The sequence below is a fragment of the Halomonas litopenaei genome (assembly GCF_003045775.1).
GTDB lineage: Bacteria > Pseudomonadota > Gammaproteobacteria > Pseudomonadales > Halomonadaceae > Halomonas > Halomonas litopenaei.
On sequence record NZ_PXNS01000019.1, the window covers coordinates 42,032 to 55,447 of the forward strand.

Sequence of the window (13,416 nt, forward strand, 5' to 3'; positions counted from 1 at the left end):
CGGGTCAGTCTCCGTCGCTGGAATTGAAGCCCTTGACCACCCCCAGGGCGGGGGCGATCTGATCATCGAGCAGCGCCCGCAGCTGGGCCACCTCCAGGTAGAGGGTCGCCAGTTCTTGTTGTGCAGCCGGGGAGCTGGAATCGCCATCGGAATGGTCGGCCAACGCGTCGACGATACCGGTGTCGATCGCCTCGGCCTGATCGAGCGTGTCCTCGAGCTGGCGAGCAAAGGCGTCGCCCAGCTCGGCATGGCCGGCCTGGTCCAGCCAGGTCGCAAGGCCCGGCTCGAAGTACTGCTGCAGACCCGCCACGCTGGCGGCCGCCAGGGCCACCGACTGGCCACTGCGCCAGGCCTCTGCGCGATAGGCGTTGGGCGCGGCGCCCATCAAGCCGAGCGGCTCGCCGAGGCGCTTGTCCTCCAGAATCTCGAGAGACTGCATCGCACCGTGCAGGGTCGCCTCGTTGTAGCTGTCGGTGGCCAGGTAGTGCGGCGCAAAGGCCTGCCAGTCGGCCACCACGGCGTCGCTGACGGCGACCAGGTGGCGGCCGATGGCCCCAGCCAGAGCGCAGGGCAGGGGGTCGCCCAGCGAGCGGCTGGCCATGACGTCGTCGTAGAGCAGCACTTCCAGCGCCGGGAAGCCCTGCTCGGCAACACCGGCCTCGGCGATGTCATCGGCGCTGACGGGAGCGTCCTGGCGTAGCCTGGCGCCGACGCGGGTACCCACAAGATTCTTGGCGTCGGGCCAGAACTGCAGCTGCCAGGCGCGGCTGTCCACCTCGATCGGCCCGAAGTCGACAAAGCGCACCGCTTGCCAGGCCTGGTAGGCCGCAAGCCACTCACTGCGCAGCGCCGGGCGGTCGGCCTCGCCGCAGCTGGCCTTCAGGCGTTCGGCCAGTGCCTGAGTCCGGCTCGCCAGTTGCCGATAGCCAAGCCCGATATCCTGATGCCAGACGCTGCGTGGGGTGCTTTCGTTCTCTGCATCGTGCGCGGTCTCAGCGTTTGCGTCAGAGGACCCCTGGGCCAGGGCCGTCCCGGGCCCGCCCAGCGTCAAGCCGGCGGTCGCCAGCAGCAGGGCGGCTGCCAGGGCGCTGCCCGAGTGTCGTGGAGAAGTCGTCATAGGGAGTTCAGGAAGTCCAGTAGTTGTTGGCGCTCGTGGGCCTCGAGCGCCTTGTAGGCATTTCGTGAAGATTCGGCTTCACCGGCGTGCCACAGGATCGCCTCTTCCAGGGTGCGAGCCCGTCCGTCGTGCAGGAAGCCAGCCTGGGGATTGACGCTCTGGGCCAGGCCTAGCCCCCACAGTGGCGGGGTGCGCCACTCATTGCCGTCGGCCTGGTACTCGGGGCGACCGTCGGCGAGGCCTTCGCCCATGTCGTGCAGCAGCATGTCGGTGTAGGCCCACAGGGTCTGTCCGGCCAATTCGGCGCGCTCGGTGTCTTCCGGCGTGGTCAGCGACGGGCGATGACAGCTGGCGCAACCCAGGGTGTTGAAGTGACGGGCGCCGGCCTGGACGTCTGGCGAATCCATGTCGCGTCGCTCGGGTACGGCCAGGCTCGAGGCGTAGAAGGTGATGAAGTCGGCGACCTCGTCACTGACTTCGGGATCGCCGCCATCGGGGAAGTCCTCGCAACCCTGGCCCGGCATGCAGTCGGTGCTCGCGGCCAGGCGCGAGGTCAGGCCCATGTCACCGGCAAAGGCGTGCAGGCTCTGCTGCTCCACCGTGGGCTCACCGGCCTTCCAGCCGAAACGCCCCAGCACGGTGGCCTGCTGGCGCACGTCCCACACCCGGTTGGGCCGGCCCGAGATGCCATCGCCGTCGGCGTCCTGCTCATCCGCCCAGGCCAGGATCTGCGCCTCGTCGACCACCTCGAGCAGGCCCAGGCCGATCATCGGCGGGGCGACCCGGGGGGAGGTCAGCAGATTCTCGGGCAGCTCGCCGTAGGCGGGGTTCTCGATGGAATAGGCGGGCGCCGCGAGCACCACGCGGTGTCCGTCGTCGAAGCTGATCTCGCGATCCTCGAGGGTGCGTACCATGTCGGCTTCCGGCGTGGCGCCGGGAATCGCCGCGGTCTGAAGCTGGCGCCCGTAGTGGGGCACCGGAACGGCGCCGGTGCGCCGTACGATGTCATGATCCTCGTCGCTTTCGGCGGGAAGCGACAGGCGCAGGAACAGTGACACCGGCGCCTCGCCAGGGGCCGGAGGGTGACCGCGGCCGTCCTTGATATGGCAGCCCTGGCAGCTGTTGGTGTTGATCAGCGGTCCGAGGCCGTCACGGGCATCGGTGCTGGCCGGTGCCACCACCCAGGGGTTGCGGAAAAAACTGTTGCCGACGCTGAAGTCCAGGCGCTTGGTCATGCTCATGTTGCCAAGGGGCAGCGAGTAGGCGTTATGGTCGAACTGGCTGACCGAGCCTTCGCCACCCGAGCGTGGGTCGTTCTGGATGGGCGGCTCGTCGTTTGCGCTGACTGGCGCGTCGTTTGCGCTGACCGGCGCGCTGATGACGAGGGCCGCCAGCAACGCTGACAGAGCAGGGGGGAGCGACGGAAATTGACGCATCAGGCGTTTCCTTGAAACAGGTGAGCCGCACGCGGGCCGTGCGGCTTCTTGGGGCGAATGACTCTCATTGCATCATCCGCCAAGGCGTTATCACCTGATCTGGATCAAGCGGGGGCCAGTGACGGGGTCAGAAAGTATGACCGGCGTCGTCGGGCTGCAGCGAGGTGACACCCAGTTTGCCTGCGGCCTGCTCGATGGAGCCGGTCTGGGTGACCAGCGCCAGGATGGCATCGTTGACGATGGCGGCGCCTTGATCATTGCTCGGTGCGATCATCATATCGAAGGTCATCGGCGAGTCGCTGCGCTCGGCGGTCTCCTTGAGGGTGCCGAGCGCGTCCATGGAGGCCTCGATCTGCTGCTCCAGGGTCTGGGCCAGCTCGCTGTCGCGCTGCGCCAGCAGGGCTTCCACGCCCGGGCCTTCCAGGGTGGTGCCGTCGATACGCTGGTAGCTGCCGGTGTAGACGTTCTGGATGCCCTGACCGTTGTAGTAGTGGGAGTTATGAGTGTTGTCGCTGAAGCAGTCGTGCTCGTCCTCGTAGGAGTTGGCCTCCAGCGCGACCTTCATGCGCTCACCGGCGAGCTCCCCCAGTGACAGTGAGCCCATGCCGAAGAGGATGCGGCGCAGGCCTTCTTCAGCCGGTTGCGCGGTCAGTTCGCTGCGGTAGTTGTCGCCGTCCACCGGCGCCCACTGGGCGACCATCCATTCCAGGTCGTTGATCAACAGCTGACTGGCTGCCTTCAGATAGGCCCGACGGCGGTCGCAGTGGCCGTTGCTGCAGTCTTCGCCCTGGGCGAAGTCGCTGGCGGGGCGCTCGCCGGCGCCGGCCTCGTAGCCGTGCTGATCCTGGCCCCACAGCAGAAACTCGATGGCGTGGTAGCCGGTGGCCACGTTGGCCTCGGAGCCGCCGATCTCGTTGAACTCGGCCAGCAGCTCCGGGCTCAGGGTACTGACGTCGATCTCTTCGCCGCCGATGTTGATGCGCTCGGAGGCAATGATATTGGCGGTAGCGCCGGCGTTGCCCAGCTCGTGCTGGTAGCCGTCCTGAGCGACGTAGTCGATCATGCCTTCGTCCAGCGGCCAGGCGTTGAGCTGGCCCTCCCAGTCGTCGACGATGGCGTTGCCGAAGCGGAAGACTTCACTCTGCTGGTAGGGTACCCGCGCTTCACGCCAGGCCTTCTTGGCGGCGGCCAGGGTCTCGGGGGTCGGCGCGGCCAGCAGGCTGTCGATGGCCTCGTCCAGCGCCTTGGCCGTCTTCAGCGCGTCGCTGTAGGTGGTGTGGGCGAGATCGGTGTAGTGGCTCACCACCGCCTCGGCGGTAACGTCTTCGGCGGCGACGTGGCTAGACACGACAACGGCACTGGCGGCAATGGCAAGCGCCAGGGGACGGCGGACGAGACGGGAGATCATGGGGCGTTACCTTTTCTCAGGGCGGTTATTCTTGCGCGGCGACGACAGGTAAGGGATGGCTGCGCCGGGGAGTCCACTACGGAAAGAAATAGTAACGAGATTGACTATCATTGCAAGTCGCTGGGTGCGCTGGAGCAGACGTGAGCCCGGCGACGAGTCCAGCGGCGAGCGAGGTATCGGCAGCGGTAAACCGCGACGGGAACGAAGCCTCAGCCCTGTTTCAAAGCCCTGTTCGCAAGCCCCGTGACTCAGCCCTATGCCCTAGCCCACGGACACTGCGCTGTGATGCAGCCGAGCAGGGGCAGCGACTCGACAGGGAGATGGCGGAAAGGCGGCACCTTCCCGCCTTGGACCGGCGGACGCAGGCGGGCGTCAGCGCGGTGAGAAGCGGCGGTTGATGCCGGTCTCGGCGATCATGCGGGTGGAGATTTCTTCCACCGAGAAGCGGGTGGCATCGATAAAGGGGATATGCAGCTGGCGGAACATGGATTCGGCCTGGGCGACCTCCTGCATGCACTGGTCCATGCTGCTGTAGCGGCTGTTGGGGCGACGTTCGTGGCGGATGGCGGCAAGCCTGCGCGGGTCGATGGTCAGGCCGAACAGCTTGTGGCGCTGCTTGGCCAGTACCGGCGGCAGCTTCAGGGTGCCGCTGTCGTCCTGGTCGTCTTCGGTCAGCGGGTAGTTGGCCGCGCGCACCCCGAACTGCAGCGCCAGGTACAGCGAGGTCGGCGTCTTGCCGCAGCGTGACACCCCGACCAGGATGACATCCGCCTGGTCGTACTGGTGGGTACGGGCGCCGTCGTCGTTGTCGAGGGCGAAGTGTACCGAGTGGATGCGGTCCATATAGACATCGTCGCTGGAGATGGCGTGGGTACGCCCGACGCTGTAGGAGGAGTGGGTGTCCAGCTCGCGCTCCAGCGGCTCGAGGAAGGTGGAGAATATGTCGACCTTGAAGCCCGGTGCCTGGCGAATCACCGCGCGGATCTTCTCGTCGACGATGGTGTCGATGATGATCGGCTGCACGCCGTCGCGCACGGCGGTGGCCTCGATGATGCTGACCAGCGAGCGCGCCTTCTCGATGGTGTCGATGTAGGGCTTGGTCAGCTTGCGGATGTCGACGTTCTCGAACTGGGCCAGCAGGCTGCGGCCCAGGCTCTCGGCGGTGATGCCGGTGCCGTCGGAAATGAAGAAGGCGGTTCGGGTCATGACGATTCCCTTGAAGACAGTGATGGCATTGTCCGTTTACCGCTGCGGTGAGACAAGTTGTCGCTGTTCCAAAGTAAACCTAAGGCGGCACAGGCGTGCCCGACTACAAGATAGGCTGGCTTTCGATCAGCCTCTGAAAAAAGTCCTGGCGGCGGGGCCGAGCCAAGCATTCGCGCGCCTTTCAGATACTTTGACGCCAGCATCCGACTTCATGATTTGCGCGCCCTGGCGGAGACCTCGATAGCGGCGTCAGGGCGCTGACTACAGGAATCGTCGATTTCCCCCGGGTGTTGTAAAAATCCTCCAGTGACTTCGCTCTTAGACCAATGGCGAATATGGCGAGGCGCTGATAGAGTCGCCAGCATCCAGTCATGACGGCGCGTCACGGACGAGGTCGTCGACATCCAAGGGGGTCACGTGGACAAGTACATTCTGTGGTTTGATCAGCTGGGCATGAACGACGTCGAGCGAGTCGGGGGCAAGAATGCTTCCCTGGGCGAGATGATTTCCAACCTGTCCGGCGCCGGCGTCACGGTGCCTGGCGGTTTCGCCACCACCGCCGAGGCCTATCGCGAGTTCCTCTCCCACGAGGGGCTCAACGATCGAATCAACCAGGAGCTTGCGCGTCTCGACGTCGATGACGTCAATGCCCTTGCCGAGGCCGGCAGCAAGATTCGCCAGTGGGTCATCGATACCCCGCTGCCGCCGGCCTTCGAGGCCGCCCTGCGTGAAGCCTACGAGCTGATGCTCGGCAAGCATCCCAACCTCAAGGTGGCGGTGCGCAGCTCCGCTACCGCCGAGGATCTTCCCGACGCGTCCTTCGCCGGACAGCAGGAAACCTTCCTCAATATCGAAGGTTACGACAACATCAAGCGGGCGGTGCACGAGGTGTTCGCCTCCTTGTTCAACGACCGCGCGATTTCCTACCGGGTGCACCGTGGCTATGCCCACGAGAACGTGGCGCTGTCCGCCGGCGTGCAGAAGATGGTGCGCTCCGAGACCGGGGCCAGCGGCGTGATGTTCACCCTGGACACCGAGTCCGGCTTCCGTGATGCGGTGTTCGTGACCTCGTCGTGGGGCCTCGGCGAGACCGTGGTGCAGGGCGCGGTGAACCCTGACGAGTTCTACGTCCACAAGACCACCCTGGCGGCAGGCCGCCCGGCGGTGCTGCGGCGTAACCTCGGCTCCAAGCTGATCAAGATGGTCTACACCGGTGATGCCAGCGCCGGCAAGTCGGTGGAGACCGTGGATGTGCCGCTGTCCGATCGTGGCCGTTTCAGCATCAACGACGAACAGGTGATGGCGCTGGCGCGTCAGGCGATGACCATCGAAGAGCACTACGGCCGTCCCATGGACATCGAGTGGGCACTGGACGGTGACGATCAAAAGCTCTACATCGTTCAGGCGCGTCCCGAGACCGTGGTGTCCCAGCAGGAGGGCGGCTCGCTGGAGCGCTTCCAGCTCAAGGAGAAGGGGCGCACCCTGGTCACCGGTCGCGCCATCGGTCAGCGCATCGGTCGTGGTGCGGTCAAGGTCATCCTGAGCCCGGACGAGATGGACAAGGTCAACGCCGGGGACGTGCTGGTCACCGACATGACCGACCCGGACTGGGAACCGATCATGAAGCGCGCTTCTGCCATCGTCACCAACCGTGGCGGGCGCACCTGTCACGCGGCGATCATCGCCCGCGAACTGGGTATCCCGGCGGTGGTGGGCTGTGGGGACGCCACCGACGTGCTGCGCGATGGCCGTGAAGTCACCGTGTCCTGCGCCGAGGGTGATGCCGGCCACGTCTACGATGGTCTGCTGGAGTTCGACCGCAACGTCACCAGCGTCGATGCCATGCCGGACATCCCGTTCAAGATCATGATGAATGTGGGCAACCCGGATCGTGCCTTCAGCTTCTCCACCCTGCCCAACGCCGGTGTCGGCCTGGCGCGTCTGGAGTTCATCATCAATCGCATGATCGGCGTTCACCCCAAGGCGCTGCTGGAATACGACACTCTGCCCAGCGAACTGCAGCAGACCATCGACCTGCGTATCGCCGGCTACGACGATCCGGTCAGCTTCTACGTCGACAAGCTGGTGGAGGGTATCTCGACCCTGGCGGCGGCCTTCTATCCGGAGCGGGTCATCGTGCGCATGTCGGACTTCAAGTCCAACGAGTACGAGAACCTGATCGGCGGCAAGCTCTACGAGCCCGGTGAAGAGAACCCGATGCTCGGTTTCCGCGGCGCCTCGCGCTACATCTCCGAGAACTTCCGGCCGTGCTTCGAGCTTGAGTGTCGGGCGATGAAGCGGGTGCGCGACGAGATGGGCCTCGACAACGTCGAGCTGATGATTCCCTTCGTGCGTACCACCGAAGAGGCCAGTGAAGTGGTCGACCTGCTGGCGGCCAATGGCCTCAAGCGCGGCGACAACGGTCTCAAGGTCATCATGATGTGCGAGCTGCCGGCCAACGCCCTGCTGGCCGATGAGTTCCTCGAGTACTTCGACGGCTTCTCCATTGGCTCCAACGATCTGACCCAGTTGACCCTCGGTCTCGATCGCGACTCCGGTATCGTCGCGCACCTGTTCGATGAGCGGAACCCGGCGGTCAAGAAGCTGCTGGCCATGGCGATCCAGGCCTGCAAGGCCAAGGGCAAGTACGTGGGGATCTGCGGCCAGGGGCCGTCTGACCATCCGGAACTGGCCAAGTGGCTGATGGAGCAGGGCATCGACTCGGTGTCACTGAACCCGGACGCGGTGCTGGAGACCTGGTTCCTGCTGGCCGGCGAGACCATCGGCTGAGCATCACCATGCTGTGAGACGGCGACGCGATCGCCCGCATGTCGACGCCGCGGACCTTCCGCGGCGTCGTTGCGTTCAGCGGGTGTGCGAAACTCGCTCAATCGCCTCGAGGGGCTCCCCAAGTGCCCGCTAACTTGGCACCATGGGAAGCTTTTCTTTTCAGGATCTTGTGATGGCGTATCTGTTGGTCATGGGCAGCGTGCTGCTGTCCATCGGGGTGTGCCTGGGCTGGGCCTGCTGGTCGCTGGGGCGCTGGACTCTCGGGCGGCTGCTGCCAGGGGGGCGTCAGTCATCGGGCACGGCAACACAAAAGGCGAAGCCAGGACCCAGGGCCCGCAGTCGCAGCGATTCCCCGACCAAGGCGTCGAGCAAGGCCGCGAACAAGGCCCAGGCCAAGTCAGAACCCAGGCAGGAACCCAGGGCCTCACGGGGCAAGGCTGCTCCGGCAAAGGCGGTCAAGAACAAGGAGCCTACGCCTCCCTGGGCATTGACTCGGGGCCTGTCACGCTTTGGCTCGGCGCTGCCGCTGGGCCTGCTGATGGCGTTGATATACGGTGTGGTACGCCTGGCCGAGAAGGGCATGGCGGCCAGGGCCGAAAGCACCCCTGAGGGTTATCACCAGTTGGTGTCGGTGCTCGGTGTGACCGCCGTGGCACTGCTGGCGCTGGCACTGGTCTCGCGGTTCTGCCGCTGGCGGCTGGATCGCTACGAGCGCCGGCAATGAGTCAGCGCTGCTCGTCGGCGGTACACGATGCCGGTGAAACACGCACATGACAGCGAGCCTGCGTGCCGTCTCGACGCTCAGGGCCTATGCTGAATCAAGCAATAAAGACTCTCCCGTATTACTCATCACAAAAGGAGCGGTGATGACATCGCGTACTTCGCCACGGTTGGCGCGTCTGGCGTCTTCCATCGTTTGCGGCAATCTGCTGCTGGCCGGCCTGCTGACGACACCGGCACTTGCCCAGGAGGGGTTTGAATACGCCCGTCCGGACATCTCGCCGGAATCGAGTTCCGGCTATCAGGAGAAGCCCGGCTGGTCGACCTCGTCCTTTGCGGTGGCGGCCGCGAACCCTCTGGCCACCGACGCCGGCTATCAGGTGATCAAGGCCGGAGGCTCGGCCATCGATGCCGCCATCGCGGTGCAGATGGTGCTGACGCTGGTGGAACCCCAGTCCAGCGGCATCGGCGGTGGTTCCTTTCTGATGCTGTTCGACGGGGAAGAGGTCCACGCCTTCGATGGCCGTGAAAAGGCCCCGTTGGGCGCCGACGAGTCCCTGTTTCTGAATGCCGACGGCGATCCGATCGACTTCATGACCGCGGTCGAGAGCGGGCGTTCGGTGGGGGTGCCCGGTACCTTGAGGATGCTGGAGCTGGCGCACGACGAATACGGCGAGCTGCCGTGGAAGTCACTGTTTGCGCCGGCCATCACTCTGGCCACGGAGGGTTTCGAGATCAGCCCGCGTCTGCATCAGAGCCTGGTGTCGACGCCAAGCCTTGCCGAGGACGAGATCGCCGGGGCCTACTTCTTCGATGACCAGGGCGAGCCGCTTGAGGTGGGAACGACCCTGCGCAATCCCGCTTTGGCGGCGATTCTGACCAAGGTGGCCGAGGAGGGCAGCTCTGCGCTTCACACCGGCGAGTTCGCCGAGGATCTGGTGTCCCGGGTGCGGAATCACCCGGAGCTGCCCGGTACCCTGAGTCTCGAGGACATGGCGGGTTACGCAGCACTCGAGCGTGAGCCGCTGTGTACCCCCTGGCGTGACTGGGAGGTCTGCGGTTTCCCGCCACCCTCATCGGGACACCTGACCCTGATGCAGATACTCGGCATGATGGAGGCCTTGCCGGAGATCGAGACCGCCATCCACGAGGGCGTGCCCACGGTGGATTGGCTGCATCCGTTTCTCGAGGCCTCGCGCCTGGCCTTTGCCGATCGCGGCCGCTACATCGGTGACAGCGATTTCGTCGAACCCCCCGGCGGTGACTGGAACACGCTGCTGGCACCGGACTATCTGGCCAAGCGCGCCGAGCTGATCAAGCAGCAGAGCATGGGTAGCGGCGAGGCGCGCCCCGGCAACCCCGGTTCGCTGGAGACCGCCTACGCCTCTCAGCCCCAGCAGCCCGAGCACGGCACCAGCCATATCAGCATCGTCGACCCCCGGGGCCAGGCGGTCGCCATGACCTCGAGCATCGAGCAGGCGTTTGGTTCGCGCATCATGGCCAACGGTGGCGGCGAGCTTGATGGCGGCTATCTGCTCAACAATGAGTTGACCGACTTTTCCTTTACCCCGACAGATGAGCAGGGCACACCGATCGCCAACCGGGTGCAGCCCGGCAAGCGGCCGCGTTCGAGCATGAGTCCGACGCTGGTGTTCGAGCGTGAGAGCGGCGAGCTGGTAGCGAGTCTCGGGTCTCCCGGAGGCGCCGCGATCATCCACTACACCGCCCAGACGCTGGATGCCATGCTTACGCGTGGTGTGGACGCCCAGCAGGCGCTCGATCTGCCTCATGCGATCACCACCGGTGGCACCGTCTATCTGGAGCAGGGGCGCTTCCCCGAGGCCACGCTGAGCGATCTGCGGGGGCTTGGCCACGAGGTCGAGACCCGCGAGTTGACCAGCGGTCTGCAGGCGCTGAAGGTCACCGAAGATGGCTTCTATGGGGGTGCCGACCCCCGCCGTGAAGGCGTCGTGATGGGCGACTGAGGCGCGCCATTTCCTCCACGGACTGATGTTGCCCCCGCTTCCGGCTACCGCCGGGGCGGAGGTTCTTCGTTCAGTCGTCGGCCAGCCAGTGGCGCAGCTTGGTCAGCAGTAGCTCGGCGTCGCTCATCCTGCGTCGTTCGCGCAGCAGTGCGCTGAGTCTTTCGGGGCGGTCGGTGATGATGCCGTCCACGCCCATGTCGATAAGTCTGGCCATGCGGCCAGGATCGTTGACCGTCCAGGCGTAGAGCGGCGTCTGGTTGAGGTGGGCGCGTCGCAGTTGATCATCGTCGATCTGGCTGTTGCGCAGGCCGAGCCCGTCGAAGCGACGCTGCGGCAGGCTGCCGGGCAGGGCCCACTCTGCCAGCAGCAGTGTCCTGGCGCGAGGTTCCTGGGCGTCGATCAGGTGGATCTGACGGTACGACAAGGACGCAAGCCAAGTGGTCTCGAATAGTCTTGGATCGCCACAGATCATGCGCGCCAGGCGGTCTTCTGCCTGGTCTCGGCACTGCAGGCGCCAGCGGCGTTCGGCGTCGAGCTCTGCCACGACCGCCTCGATCAGCGCCTGTTCCTGGCCACGGCTCGGCTTGAGCTCGATGATCAGGTCGGCGCGGCCACGCACCGCAGCCAGGGCCTGGTCGAGCCTGGCCAGGCGTTCGCCGGCGAAGGCATGGCTGAAGCCTGATCCGACATCCAGCGTTGCCAACTCCTGCCAGTTCAGGTCGGTGACCCGCCGCGGATCTCCCGCAAGACGCTGCAGCGTGGCATCGTGGCTCAGCACCACGCTGCCGTCGGCACTCAGGCGCACATCGATCTCGATCTGATCGGCGCCGTCTTCCAGGGCCTGGCGGATGGCTGACAGGCTGTTTTCCGGCGCTACCTCCGAACTACCCCGGTGGGCGATTACCTCGACCTCGTCATTGAGCTCCTGTCGCTCCACCATCAGCCACGCCTGGGAGACGGCGAATACCAGGATGCCGACCTCCACCGCCCAGGCCAACCGCCCCGGGTGGGCGTCAGCCGGTGGGGGATCGGGGCGCGGCAGTCGATGGGCGCGGCGCAGGTACAGGCAGGTCGCCAGCAGGGCGTTGAGCACGATCACCGCGAAGGCGACACTGAGCGTCAGCAGGGTCGCGGCGGTGACCACCAGCAACATGGTCGTGATGACCACCGCGCCGATCTCGGGCAGTGTCGACAAGAGGGGGGCGACCCAGGCGCTGAAGGCGATCGACACCGCCGACGGCAGCACCAGCAGTACCGCCAGCATCGAAAAGATGACCCGCGCAAGTCCCCCCTGGCGGTGCCGGGTCAACTGGTAGCTGCGGCGCATCGCTGCGACAGGCGAGAGACCCTCCAGTACCACGCAGGGCAGCGCCAGCCACCATCGGATGTAGAGTCGCGCCGCCAGCGCGGCCCAGAGTCCGACCAGCGGAAGCAGGGTCGAGGTGTAGAGCCAGAAGGCCGGTGGGCGCACCCGCCGCACGTAGTAGGGATCCAGGTGACCGAGCAGGGAATCGTGGACCAGGCTGGCGCAGGCGGCGACAAGCGTCAGGGCCAGCAGGTGAATCGACACCTGCAGGCTGGCGAGGCCCAACAGTCTGGGAAGACGATGCAGGCTCTGCCACAGGGCGATCAAGGCCTGACGCGCGTGGGAGCCCTGGCGCTCCACCGCCACCAGCATCATCCCGGCCTGCTGCAGGTAGAGCAGTGTCAGCAGGATGACGGCAAAGGCGAGGATCCAGCTGAAGCCGAGCGGCGACAGCAGCAGTTCGACCGCATCCACCGTGGTGACCAGGGGGCGGCCAACCCGGGAAAGCCAGCCGGCCAGCAGCCAGCCCATGGCCGGCAGCAATGCAGCCGAGGCGAACAGCGTGAACAGCAGATGGTAGGCCAGCAGAGGACGCAGGTGGTCATGCAGGCTGGTGTAGACATCCCTGGCAAGCGTCATGAGTCTAAAGTGTGCCGTTGGACGTGGGTAGCAGGAGCAGGGGGCGCTGCGCGCCGAGGACCCACCGAGTGAGCGATGGCGTCAGTGGTGGGGGTCACAGGACCCCCGACGGTCGGTGGACCAAGGAAGAGCGATGGCCCGTCAATCGAGTTCGAGGCGGGACTCGGCGACCAGAATGCCGTTGTTGTCGGCGTAGACCCATTGGCCCGGTGCGAAGTCGACACCGGCGAAGGCGACGGGAACATCACGCTGGCCTTCGCCGCGCTTCTCGCTCTTGCGTGGGTGGGCGCCGAGGGCCTGGATGCCCAGATCGGTCTCCGCCAGGATGTCCACGTCGCGCACGCAGCCATACATGATCACCCCGGCCCAGCCATTGCCGGCCGCCTGTTCCGCGAGCATGTCGCCGAGCATGGCGCAGCGGGTTGACCCGCCTGCGTCCACCACCAGCACTGCGCCGTCTCCTGGTTCGGCGACCGCCTGCTTGACCAGCGAGTTGTCTTCGAAGCACTTGACCGTTTTCACCGGGCCGAAGAAGGCCTCCTGGCCCCCGTAGTTGACGAAGATCGGGTCGCACACCGCCACCTCTGGGTAGGCGTCGCAGATATCGGGCGTGACAATCTGGGTCATTGGAGCGTCTCCGTGGCTAGTCCTGGCATGATGCCACAGGTGTCGATGTTATCCAGCCCCCGGGGGATGACGGGCTGAGGAGGTCGAGCGTGGGAATGGATTTCGGTGATCTCTGATAAATTGTGCGCGAGTCGTCAAATCGGTCGTTGAAAAGTGGCGTCGTTTCACCGGCTTGTCCACGT

General features: G+C 65.6%; 9 protein-coding genes. 3 read left to right on the forward strand and 6 right to left on the reverse strand.

Features of this window, described 5'->3' with window-relative positions; all coding sequences use genetic code 11:
* Positions 1–4: 4 nt before the first annotated feature.
* The 4 genes from C6W88_RS20325 to ppsR form a co-directional block, all read right to left on the reverse strand.
* On the reverse strand, positions 5–1,117 hold the full coding sequence (locus C6W88_RS20325; RefSeq protein WP_108133805.1) for an imelysin family protein: 1,113 nt from the start codon (positions 1,115–1,117) through the stop codon (positions 5–7).
* Positions 1,114–2,553 carry a di-heme oxidoreductase family protein gene (locus C6W88_RS20330; RefSeq protein ID WP_108133806.1) on the reverse strand — a complete coding sequence of 480 codons (1,440 nt, stop codon included), beginning with the start codon at positions 2,551–2,553 and terminating at the stop codon, positions 1,114–1,116. Before C6W88_RS20330 ends, C6W88_RS20325 begins: the two co-directional genes overlap by 4 nt.
* A gap of 127 nt (positions 2,554–2,680) precedes the next feature.
* On the reverse strand, positions 2,681–3,961 hold the full coding sequence (locus C6W88_RS20335) for an imelysin family protein (RefSeq protein WP_108133807.1): 1,281 nt from the start codon (positions 3,959–3,961) through the stop codon (positions 2,681–2,683).
* A gap of 372 nt (positions 3,962–4,333) precedes the next feature.
* Entirely contained in the window at positions 4,334–5,167 is an 834-nt protein-coding gene (gene ppsR, locus C6W88_RS20340; protein WP_045994921.1) for a phosphoenolpyruvate synthetase regulatory kinase/phosphorylase PpsR, read from the reverse strand.
* A 417-nt stretch (positions 5,168–5,584) separates the two neighbouring features.
* On the opposite strand from ppsR, the gene ppsA reads away from it, so the two are divergent.
* The 3 genes from ppsA (at position 5,585) to ggt (ending at position 10,662) form a co-directional block, all read left to right on the forward strand.
* A complete protein-coding gene (ppsA, locus tag C6W88_RS20345; protein ID WP_108133808.1) occupies positions 5,585–7,957 on the forward strand; it encodes a phosphoenolpyruvate synthase in 2,373 nt (790 codons plus the stop codon).
* Between the two features lie 172 nt (positions 7,958–8,129).
* Positions 8,130–8,681: a hypothetical protein gene (locus C6W88_RS20350; RefSeq protein ID WP_108133809.1), complete on the forward strand. Its 552-nt coding sequence runs from the start codon at positions 8,130–8,132 to the stop codon at positions 8,679–8,681.
* A gap of 142 nt (positions 8,682–8,823) precedes the next feature.
* Positions 8,824–10,662: a gamma-glutamyltransferase gene (gene ggt / locus C6W88_RS20355; protein WP_108133810.1), complete on the forward strand. Its 1,839-nt coding sequence runs from the start codon at positions 8,824–8,826 to the stop codon at positions 10,660–10,662.
* Positions 10,663–10,732: 70 nt separating this feature from the next.
* Here ggt and C6W88_RS20360 read toward each other — a convergent pair whose 3' ends face one another.
* Both C6W88_RS20360 and rraA read right to left on the reverse strand, forming a co-directional pair.
* On the reverse strand, positions 10,733–12,607 hold the full coding sequence (locus C6W88_RS20360) for a glycerophosphodiester phosphodiesterase family protein (protein ID WP_108133811.1): 1,875 nt from the start codon (positions 12,605–12,607) through the stop codon (positions 10,733–10,735).
* Between the two features lie 141 nt (positions 12,608–12,748).
* Positions 12,749–13,234, reverse strand: a complete 486-nt coding sequence (gene rraA / locus C6W88_RS20365) for a ribonuclease E activity regulator RraA (RefSeq protein WP_045994927.1) — start codon at positions 13,232–13,234, stop codon at positions 12,749–12,751.
* Positions 13,235–13,416 lie beyond the last annotated feature (182 nt).

What these genes read in the sequence shown, in the direction of transcription:
- C6W88_RS20325 (WP_108133805.1), bottom strand. Translation starts at nt 1,117, where the DNA reads ATGACGACTTCTCCACGACACTCGGGCAGCGCCCTGGCAGCCGCCCTG.
- C6W88_RS20335 (WP_108133807.1), bottom strand. Translation starts at nt 3,961, where the DNA reads ATGATCTCCCGTCTCGTCCGCCGTCCCCTGGCGCTTGCCATTGCCGCC.
- C6W88_RS20360 (WP_108133811.1), bottom strand. Translation starts at nt 12,607, where the DNA reads ATGACGCTTGCCAGGGATGTCTACACCAGCCTGCATGACCACCTGCGT.
- rraA (WP_045994927.1), bottom strand. Translation starts at nt 13,234, where the DNA reads ATGACCCAGATTGTCACGCCCGATATCTGCGACGCCTACCCAGAGGTG.
- C6W88_RS20350 (WP_108133809.1), top strand. Translation starts at nt 8,130, where the DNA reads ATGGCGTATCTGTTGGTCATGGGCAGCGTGCTGCTGTCCATCGGGGTG.
- ggt (WP_108133810.1), top strand. Translation starts at nt 8,824, where the DNA reads ATGACATCGCGTACTTCGCCACGGTTGGCGCGTCTGGCGTCTTCCATC.
- C6W88_RS20330 (WP_108133806.1), bottom strand. Translation starts at nt 2,553, where the DNA reads ATGCGTCAATTTCCGTCGCTCCCCCCTGCTCTGTCAGCGTTGCTGGCG.
- ppsR (WP_045994921.1), bottom strand. Translation starts at nt 5,167, where the DNA reads ATGACCCGAACCGCCTTCTTCATTTCCGACGGCACCGGCATCACCGCC.